Origin of the sequence: Mycobacterium sp. 1274756.6 (assembly GCF_001668625.1) — a bacterium.
GTDB lineage: Bacteria > Actinomycetota > Actinomycetes > Mycobacteriales > Mycobacteriaceae > Mycobacterium.
Window position 1 is genome coordinate 1 of record NZ_LZLJ01000032.1, and the last position, 5712, is coordinate 5712.

4 protein-coding genes are annotated in these 5712 nt (G+C 72.2%); 3 read left to right on the plus strand and 1 reads right to left on the minus strand.

Features of this window, described 5'->3' with window-relative positions; all coding sequences use genetic code 11:
- Window positions 1-163: 163 nt before the first annotated feature.
- A complete protein-coding gene (gene mtr, locus A5643_RS04095; RefSeq protein WP_066852227.1) occupies window positions 164-1543 on the minus strand; it encodes a mycothione reductase in 1380 nt (459 codons plus the stop codon).
- Window positions 1544-1648: 105 nt separating this feature from the next.
- Between mtr and mqo the strand changes: the two genes are divergently transcribed.
- Genes mqo through cobO form a run of 3 tightly spaced genes read left to right on the plus strand, consistent with a single transcriptional unit; the run spans window position 1649 to window position 5671 of the window.
- Entirely contained in the window at window positions 1649-3154 is a 1506-nt protein-coding gene (gene mqo, locus A5643_RS04100; protein WP_066852228.1) for a malate dehydrogenase (quinone), read from the plus strand.
- Window positions 3151-5037: a magnesium chelatase subunit D family protein gene (locus A5643_RS04105; protein ID WP_066852229.1), complete on the plus strand. Its 1887-nt coding sequence runs from the start codon at window positions 3151-3153 to the stop codon at window positions 5035-5037. Before mqo ends, A5643_RS04105 begins: the two co-directional genes overlap by 4 nt.
- 19 nt (window positions 5038-5056) lie before the next feature.
- On the plus strand, window positions 5057-5671 hold the full coding sequence (gene cobO / locus A5643_RS04110; protein ID WP_066852230.1) for a cob(I)yrinic acid a,c-diamide adenosyltransferase: 615 nt from the start codon (window positions 5057-5059) through the stop codon (window positions 5669-5671).
- Window positions 5672-5712: the final 41 nt, after the last annotated feature.

Below are 5712 nucleotides of genomic sequence, written 5' to 3' on the forward strand. Positions count from 1 at the left end.
AGGTCGGCGCTTAGGGCGTCGAAGACTTCGACGACCTCTTCCCGGCTACTCGAACGCATGTTCGAATTATAGCGCGCTCGGGCGACATCGCGCACCCCAAAACCGGCCTGAAACAGCCACCAAAATCATTGGGACGCAAGTGATTACTGAGCCGAAACACCCGTCACTGCAGCCCCAACAGTGCGTTCTCCACCACCTCGGCCAGCGCCGGGTGAATCCAGTACTGCCCCCGCGCCATCTCCCGGGCGGGCAAGTCGAAACTCATCGCCTGCAGCAGCGGCTGAATCAACGACGACGCCGCCGGACCCATCAGATGCGCACCCAGCAGCCGCCCGGTGCCGCGCTCGGCGACCAGCTTGACGATCCCGGTGGTGTCCTCCATCGCCCAGCCGTAGGCCACGTCGCCGTAGTCCTGCACCTTCACCGAGATGTCCAGCCCGCGGGCCCGCGCCTCGGTCTCGGTCAGCCCCGCCCAGGCCACCTGCGGGTGGGTGAACACCGCCGCGGGCACGAACCGGTGATCGGCGGCGGTCATCGCCGCGGTGTCGTCCCAGTCGCGGAGCAGGTTGTCGGCCACCACCCGGGCCTCGTGGTTGGCGACGTGCTTGAGTTCGTAGGCCGAGGAGACGTCACCGAGCGCGAACACTCCGCGCGCGGTGGTGCGCTGGTACTCGTCGACCGAGACCCGCCCGGAGTGCACCTCCACCCCGGCGACCTCGGCGTTGAGCAGGTCCCCGTTGGGCCGGCGCCCGGTGGCCACCAGCAGCATGTCGGCGGCGAGCACCGACCCGTCGTCGAGGGTCAGTTCGACGCCGCCGGCGACGTCGCGGCCGTCGACCACGCTGCAGTGGTTGCGCACTTCCCACTGATCGGCGGCGATGCGGGTGAACGCCTCGGTGAGGGTGGGGTCGAGGTGACGCAGCATGGCGCCGCTGCGCAGCAGCAGGGTGACCCGCACCCCGAAGGCGGAGAAGATGTGCGCGAATTCCGCGGCGATGAACCCGCCCCCGACGATCACCAGGTGCTCCGGCAGCTCCGGGATCCGCATGATGGTGTCGCTGGTCTGGTAGCTGACCCCGCTGTCGGCGATGGCCGCCGGCACGGTGGCCCGCGACCCGGCGCCGAGCACCACCCGGGTGGCCCGGAACTCCTCCCCACCCGCGGTGCGCAGCAGATAGCCGTCGCCCTCGTCGGGGCCCGCGAAGCGGGTGTGGGTGTCGTAGACGTCGATGGCCGGGTCGCTGCGCCGGTAGTTCTCCCCGCCCTCGGCGATCGGGTCGATGCGCCCGAAGATGCGGGAGACCATGTCGCCCCAGCGCACCCCGGTCAGGGTCGCGTCGACGCCGTACCGGCCCGCCTCGGTGACGGTGCGGGCCACGTCGGCGGCGTAGACGAACATTTTGGTGGGGATGCAGCCGACGTTGAGGCACGTGCCGCCGAAGCGGCCCTGCTCGCAGATCGCCACCCGCTTGCCGGCGTACCGCTCGTCGAGAATCGAGTTGGCCGACCCGGTGCCGATGATGGCGAGATCGTAGGTTTGCATCGTCGTACCAGCTTAGGTGGCCAACCCAGCGGCCCGAGGCCGGGGCGCAACCCGTCGCGATAATCTAAAGGCCGGTACCGAACCGCCCGACTTCTAAGGACAGTGGTGTCAGACCCGAAGGAAGCCCGAACCGAGAAGACCGACGTCGTGCTGGTTGGCGCGGGGATCATGAGCGCCACGCTGGGCGTGCTGCTGCGGCAGCTGCAGCCGGACTGGTCGATCACCCTGATCGAGCGCCTCGACGGGGCGGCCGCCGAAAGCAGCGACCCGTGGAACAACGCCGGCACCGGGCACTCCGCACTGTGCGAGCTCAACTACACCCCCGAGCTGCCCGACGGCTCCATCGACATCACCAAGGCGGTGACGGTCAACGAGCAGTTCCAGGTCACCCGGCAGTTCTGGGCGTACGCGGTGGAGAACAACATCCTCACCGACGTCCGCAACTTCTTGAACCCGATCCCGCACGTCAGCTTCGTGCACGGCGCCGACCGGGTGGACTACCTGCGGCGGCGCCGCGAGGCGTTGGCCGCCAACCCGCTGTTCGCCGCCACCGAGTTCATCGACGACCCCGACGAGTTCGCCCGCCGGCTGCCGCTGATGGCCGCCGGACGCGACTTCTCCGAGCCGGTCGCCCTGAACTGGTCCACCGACGGCACCGACGTGGACTTCGGCGCGCTGTCCCGCCAGCTCATCGCCTACGGGGTCAACAGCGGCATCAGCGCGCTCTTCGGCCACGAGGTCCGCAACCTGTCCCGGCAGTCCGACGGCAGCTGGGCGGTCAAGGTCCGCAACCGCCGCACCCGCGCCACCCGCACCATCAACGCCAAGTTCGTCTTCGTCGGCGCCGGCGGCCAGGCGCTGCCGCTGCTGCAGAAGGCCGGCGTCAAGGCCGCCCGCGGCTTCGCCGGGTTCCCGGTCGGCGGCAAGTTCATCCGCACCGGCAACCCGGAGCTGACCGCCGGGCACCAGGCCAAGGTCTACGGGTTCCCGCCGCTGGGGGCGCCGCCGATGTCGGCGCCGCACCTGGACACCCGGGTCATCGCCGGCAAGCCGTTCCTGCTGTTCGGCCCGTTCGCCGGCTGGACCCCGAAGTTCTTGAAGCAGGGGCATTTCACCGACCTGCCCAAGTCGATCAAGGCCAACAACCTGATCCAGATGGCCAGCATCGGGGTCAGCGAGCTGAGCCTGGTGAACTACCTGGTCAGCCAGTTGGTGCTCAGCGACGCCGACCGGGTGGATGCGCTGCGCGAGTTCGCGCCCACCGCCCGCGACGGCGACTGGGAGACCATCGAGGCCGGCCAGCGGGTGCAGGTCATCCGCCCCGACGGGCTCAAGGGGGTGCTGGAGTTCGGCACCACCACCCTCGTCGACGACGAACGCACGATGGCCGGGCTGCTCGGCGCCTCCCCGGGCGCGTCCACCGCGGTGCCGGCCATGCTCGACGTGCTGGAGCGCTGCTTCCCAGAGCGCTTCCCGGGCTGGCTGCCCACCCTGAAGGAGATGGTGCCGTCGCTGGGCACCAAGCTCTCCGACGAGCCCGCGCTGTTCGAGGAAGTCTGGTCCTGGGGCACCAAGGTGCTCGGGTTGCAGGCTGACGGCGTTTCACCGTGACAGCCGAGCAGACCGGCCCGAAACCGTACCCGTTCAGCGCGATCGTCGGCCACGACCGGCTGCGCCTGGCGCTGATCCTCTGCGCGGTGCGCCCCGAGATCGGCGGCGTGCTCATCCGCGGCGAGAAGGGCACCGCGAAGTCCACCGCCGTGCGGGGGCTGGCCGCGCTGCTGGCCGCCCTGCCCGGCACCACCGGCGCCACCGCCCGGCTGGTCGAGCTGCCGATCGGGGCCACCGAGGACCGGGTGGTGGGTTCGCTGGACCTGCAGAAGGTGCTGCGCGACGGCGAGCACGCCTTCTCCCCGGGCCTGCTGGCCCGCGCCCACGGCGGGGTGCTGTACGTCGACGAGGTCAACCTGCTGCACGACCACCTGGTCGACGTGCTGCTCGACGCCGCCGCGATGGGCCGGGTGCACATCGAACGCGACGGCATCTCGCACTCGCACGAGGCCCGCTTCGTGCTCATCGGCACGATGAACCCCGAGGAGGGCGAGCTGCGCCCGCAGCTGCTGGACCGCTTCGGGCTCACCGTGGAGGTGTACGCCTCCCGCGACGTCGACGTGCGCACCCAGGTGGTGCGCCAGCGGATGGCCTATGAGGCCGACCCCGACGGGTTCGCCGACCGCTACGCCGCCGACGACATCGACCTGGCGCGCCGGATCGCCGCCGCCCGCGGCCGGGTCGACGACGTGGAGCTGCCCGACCTCGAACTGCGCCGCATCGCCGCGCTGTGCGCCGCCTTCGACGTCGACGGGATGCGCGCCGACCTGGTGGTGGCCCGCACCGCGGTGGCCCACGCCGCGTGGCGCGGGGCGGACAGCGTCGCCGAGGAGGACGTGCGGGTGGCCGCCGAGCTGGCGTTGCCGCACCGCCGCCGCCGCGACCCCTTCGACGACCCGGGCATCGACCCCGAACAGCTCGACGAGGCGCTGTCCCAGGCCGGCGCCGACGCCGAGAACCCCGACCCCGACCCGGACTCGGATCCGGACCCGCCCGGGGGCGGCCAGCCCGGTGACTCGGAAACCGAACCCGCGCAACAGGATTCCGGGTCGCAGTCCGCGGTGTCGAGCCGCCCGCCGGGCCGCAGCGCGCCGCCCACCCAACTGTTCCGCACCCGCGCGCTCACCGTGCCCGGGGTGGGGGAGGGCGTGCCGGGGCGACGCTCCCGCGCCCGCAACAGCACCGGGATGAAGGTCCGGGCCGCCGAGCCCGGCGCGCCCGGCCACGGGCTGCACCTGTTCGCCACCGTGCTGGCCGCCGCGGAGAACGCCGGCGGCCCGGGCCGGCTGCGGCCGGGCGCGGCGGATCTGCGCCGCGCGGTGCGGGAGGGCCGCGAGGGCAACCTGGTGATCTTCCTGGTCGACGCGTCCGGGTCGATGGCGGCCCGCGACCGGATGGCCGCGGTCAGCGGGGCGGCGCTGTCCCTGCTGCGCGACGCCTACCAGCGCCGCGACAAGGTCGCGGTGATCACCTTCCGCGGCCGCCAGGCCGACCTGCTGCTGCCGCCCACCTCCTCGGCGCACATCGCCGGGCGACGGCTGGCCCAGTTCGACACCGGCGGCAAAACCCCGCTGGCCGAAGGGCTGATCACCGCCCGCGACCTGGTCGCCCGGGAACGGGTCCGCGACCCCGCGCGCCGGCCGCTGGTGGTGGTGCTCACCGACGGCCGGGCCACCGGCGGCCCGGATCCGCTGGGCCGCAGCGCCACCGCCGCGGCCCGGCTGGTCGCGCAGGGCGCGGCCGCGGTGGTGGTGGACTGCGAGACGTCGTTCGTGCGCCTCGGTCTGGCCGACCGGCTCGCCGGCCAACTGGGCGCACCGCTGGTGCGGCTGGAACAGCTGCGCGCCGATCAGCTGACCATGGCCGTGCGCAGCGCGGCCTGACCGTCGAGGAGGAACCGCGATGCCGCAGGGACAGCCGCTGGTGGTGCCCGACGACGGGCTGAGCACCAAGCAGCGCCGCAACGCCCCGCTGCTGGCCGTGCACACCGGCCCGGGCAAGGGCAAGTCGACCGCCGCGTTCGGAATGGCGTTGCGGGCCTGGAACGCCGGGCTGAGCGTCGGGGTGTTCCAGTTCGTCAAGAGCGCGAAGTGGAAGGTCGGCGAGGAGGCCGTCTTCCGCCGGCTCGGCGATCTGCACGACGAGCACGGCGTTGGCGCCGCGGTGCAGTGGCACAAGATGGGCTCGGGCTGGTCCTGGTCGCGCAAACCCGGCAGCGCGGACGACCACGCCGCGGCCGCCGCCGAGGGCTGGGCCGAGGTGGCCCGCCGCCTCGATGCGCAGGAACACGACTTCTACGTGCTCGACGAGTTCACCTATCCGCTCAAGTGGGGCTGGGTCGACGTCGACGAGGTGGTGGCCACCCTGCTGGCCCGCCCCGGCAAACAGCACGTGGTGATCACCGGACGCGACGCCCCCGAACCGCTGACGGCCGCCGCCGACCTGGTCACCGAGATGACCAAGGTCAAACATCCGATGGACGCCGGGCGCAAGGGCCAGAAGGGCATCGAATGGTGAGGCCGGTCCGCGCCGCGACCGGCCCGCGGTAGGGCGGGGCA